This window comes from Marinagarivorans sp., assembly GCF_982758155.1.
Map to the genome: position 1 here is coordinate 1 of NZ_CEXWTU010000356.1, position 3,207 is coordinate 3,207.

Annotated in this window: 4 protein-coding genes; 2 read left to right on the forward strand and 2 right to left on the reverse strand. The window is 47.8% G+C overall.

Features of this window, described 5'->3' with window-relative positions; genetic code table 11:
- Both AC3A8L_RS20735 and AC3A8L_RS20740 read left to right on the forward strand, forming a co-directional pair.
- Positions 1-632, forward strand: a 632-nt coding sequence (locus tag AC3A8L_RS20735) for an autotransporter domain-containing protein (RefSeq protein WP_487964180.1), incomplete at its 5' end; no start/stop codon positions are given.
- A 396-nt stretch (positions 633-1,028) separates the two neighbouring features.
- Positions 1,029-1,367: a PBPRA1643 family SWIM/SEC-C metal-binding motif protein gene (locus AC3A8L_RS20740; protein ID WP_487964181.1), complete on the forward strand. Its 339-nt coding sequence runs from the start codon at positions 1,029-1,031 to the stop codon at positions 1,365-1,367.
- Between the two features lie 138 nt (positions 1,368-1,505).
- Here the strand turns inward: AC3A8L_RS20740 and AC3A8L_RS20745 are convergent, their stop codons facing one another.
- Both AC3A8L_RS20745 and AC3A8L_RS20750 read right to left on the reverse strand, forming a co-directional pair.
- Complete coding sequence (locus AC3A8L_RS20745; protein WP_487964182.1) at positions 1,506-2,852, reverse strand: malectin domain-containing carbohydrate-binding protein; 1,347 nt, start codon at positions 2,850-2,852, stop codon at positions 1,506-1,508.
- 139 nt (positions 2,853-2,991) lie between these two features.
- On the reverse strand, positions 2,992-3,207 hold a 216-nt coding region (locus AC3A8L_RS20750; RefSeq protein ID WP_487964183.1), incomplete at its 5' end, for a hypothetical protein.

The window sequence follows — 3,207 nt, forward strand, 5'->3', positions numbered from 1 at the left end:
GGCGTCAAACGGTTATTGTGTCTCCTAGAACCGATGTTGTAATGCTTGACGGGGAGGATGATACCGCTGCAGCGCAAGACTTTATCACTACAGTGATTATTGAAATTCCGTATGCGCGCACCCAAAGCCGAAGCCGAAGTTTTAGCTTAAATGCAGCGCTGAATGGCAGCTATGATTTCAATTGGTCTGCCTTTACTGTTGGACCCCGCTTTGGGGTGGCACACCGCAGAACAACATTGGATGCCTTTGACGAAAGTGGCCAAACCCCCATGACGTTGGCCTTTGATAAACAAATAGAGAAATCGGTGCAAAGTACTTTGGGTGTGCAGGCGAGTCGCGCGTTTGGTTTTGAATACGGCGTTATTAATGTGCAGTTGAATGTGGATTGGTTGCATGAGTGGAGTGATAAACAGCGCACGCTTACGGCAACGTTTGCAGAAGATTATAGGCCTGATGCGCCGCGGCTTCATTTTTTGAATCAGGCACCGGATCAAAACTGGCTAAATGCACGTATTGGCGGCGTGGCCGTAATGCCAAATGGGTTGAGTGTATTTATGGCATTTGAGCAAACTTTTTCACATGAGTATTTAAAGCTGAATAATGGGAGTGTCGGGCTACGAAAAATGTTTTAGGGCCCCTAAGGTGCGTGCATGAAATAACTTCCCGTTTTTGAATTCCTGGGTGCACGGTTGTCTTCGTTAACAATATTTGCAATAGCCGGCTATTACGCCATATTTTCGCCTCGCCAAGCGTGCACCCACAAAACCAAATTCCAGCAACTTATTCCGTGCACGCCCCTAAGGTTTCATTTTTCGGGGGAGGGGATGCGCCCGTGTTTTGCGTGGTCAAAGTGAATAACGGCTGAGGAAGCCATCTCTGAAGTTGTTATTCGCTGGTACATCAGGCGAGTAGTGTACAATCCGCCACTTTTTACGGCTAAGGCTTCTTCTAAAGTGTGGTGCTGCCCGCACGGCTTATTTTAGGAGCTTGTCGTTTAGTCTTTTCTTAATGAAGTAGTGGATCGTCAAATGTCGAAATTCTTTTTTAAAGGTCGCCAAGATGCGCGCCAAAACCATGTGGAGAGCGGTTACAAAACCAATGCTATCCAAAAAAATGGCACAAAAAAATACCCGCTCACGCTAATCGTTACCCAGCAGGCGCGAAAGCAAGAGATTGAGGCGTTAGTGGCCGAAGCAGGCTTGTTTGCTAATGTGCAGCTTGATGAGCGCGAGGGTGCGGTAGAGTCTATTGCCGAGCTTACGGTATTGTTAAATAAAGGTACTACGGTAACGCAAGATAAAACCCCTGCCCGTAACGAGCCTTGCAGTTGCGGTAGTGGTAAGAAGTTTAAGAAGTGTTGCGCTTAAGATTGTGGAAGTTAACAGCTTTAAACACCCTGTAGTCGGTGCGTTAGCCGAGCTAGATGCCGGCTGAAGTTCCTTTGAAATAGAGTCTTTACGCACTACGATTGTGTGCGAAAAAACTCTATTTTTTTAAGCCTAAACCTAAGGCGCTATGGCTCTACCTCTGCCGCCGTTTGAATTGCTGGAATCAACTCTGCCGGGGCACAAGCCTTTCGCTTTTAAGTTTGCTGCAATTTGCGGAATTGCCGCTAAGGTATTTACTTGGTTTTCGTGCATTAAAATCACATCGCCGTCGTTCAGCTGGTTGGCTGCATTAACAATGGCGGATGTGCTCACCCCGTCCATCCAATCCGAAGAGTCGTTCGTCCAAGTAATGGTGATCATGCCAAGGTCAGATGCCGCCCGTTGATGCTCGGCGTTAGACGCGCCTTCTGGTGGGCGGAATATCGTGGGCTTGGGCGCGCCAGCAGCTTCGATGACCTGATTGTTTTGTTGTAGTTCATTGTAGGCTTGCTGGTAGTTGTAGCCCGCCCTTTCCATGTTTGTGTGGGTGTATAGGTGATTTTGAACTTCGCCCACGGTTAGCATCTGCGCTATTGCACCGGGGTTTTGTCCAATTTTGTCACCATTAACAAAGAAGGTTACAGGCACAAGATCGTTTTGCTTAAGCGCATTAACAAATCTGTTGGTATCGGCGGGGCCATCATCAAAAGTGATGCCGACATAACCATTACAGTTGGAAGGTTCTGGCTCCGGTACGCTAGTATCAATGCCGCCATCGGCTGAATACAAGGCAAAGCCGCTCAGGGTGCCTTGATCTTCTATGGGGGCTAGCGTGATATCCAGCTTGCCATCGGTAACGCGAATAGGGTCTGCAATAAAGCTGTAAGCACCGTCGTGGCCTACTTGGCTATACAAATCCAATGCCGAAAGTACTTTGGTGTTTTCGATGCTGGTATCGAAAGAGCGCTCGCCAGCAGCGGTGTTGTACATCTCAACCATGTGCAGTTCAACGGTATAGGTGCCGTCTACTACCGGAATAGAGTAGCCGTATGCACCGTAGCGTTCAGTTTGGAATAGCGCGCCCTCAGCAACCCCGCTAATAGGGTCCATTGTCGTATTCGTTGTTCCGCCGGTAGAATAGATATCGGCTTGGTAGGTTGTTCCCATATAGTCTGCGGCAGTGGTAGAGCCCGCGTTAACGGCGATAACTAAAGGCAGGTTAACAGCCTGTGGTTCGCTGGATGAGCTAGAGCTGATGGCTTCAGAGCTACTAGAAACAGCAATGCTCGATGAAGATACCGCTGCACTGCTCGATGATTGGGCGAGAGAAGAGCTGATTGTGGGCTGCGAAGAACTGCTAGGAATAGCGTTGCTAGACGAGGTTGTGCTGGATTCCGGTGGCGTTGTGCCGCCAGTGCATGCAATGCCTGAAAGCGACAATAAAACAGGAGCGCTCCAGCGAGATAGGCCGATAGTGTGTGACATAGGGTTTTACCGTTTGTAATAAGCACATTGATGTATACATGGCAGAGTTTACGGGTAATTTGTGAAAATAATATCCAGTACATTAAGACTTTAAAAGGCGCTTCACATTATTGGGCTGAGGTAATACTTTTTTAACCGGCTATATGTACTTAGTGGCGGTGTTGTAGGGTGGGTCAGTTTGAATATAAGTGTAACCATTTGATATTAGCTTTTTACCTTGATGTGGGAGCGAAAAGGTGGGGCGGCGCATATAGGCTCGCAGTGGATATTGATATCGTTGTAAATATCTTTTTTGCACAGTTAAGGGGCGTGCATTAAATAACTTCCCGTTTTTGAATTCCTGGGTGCACGCTTG

Bases quoted from the DNA above. Each gene is read 5' to 3' on its own strand.
- AC3A8L_RS20740 (WP_487964181.1), top strand. From the start codon at position 1,029: ATGTCGAAATTCTTTTTTAAAGGTCGCCAAGATGCGCGCCAAAACCAT.
- AC3A8L_RS20745 (WP_487964182.1), bottom strand. From the start codon at position 2,852: ATGTCACACACTATCGGCCTATCTCGCTGGAGCGCTCCTGTTTTATTG.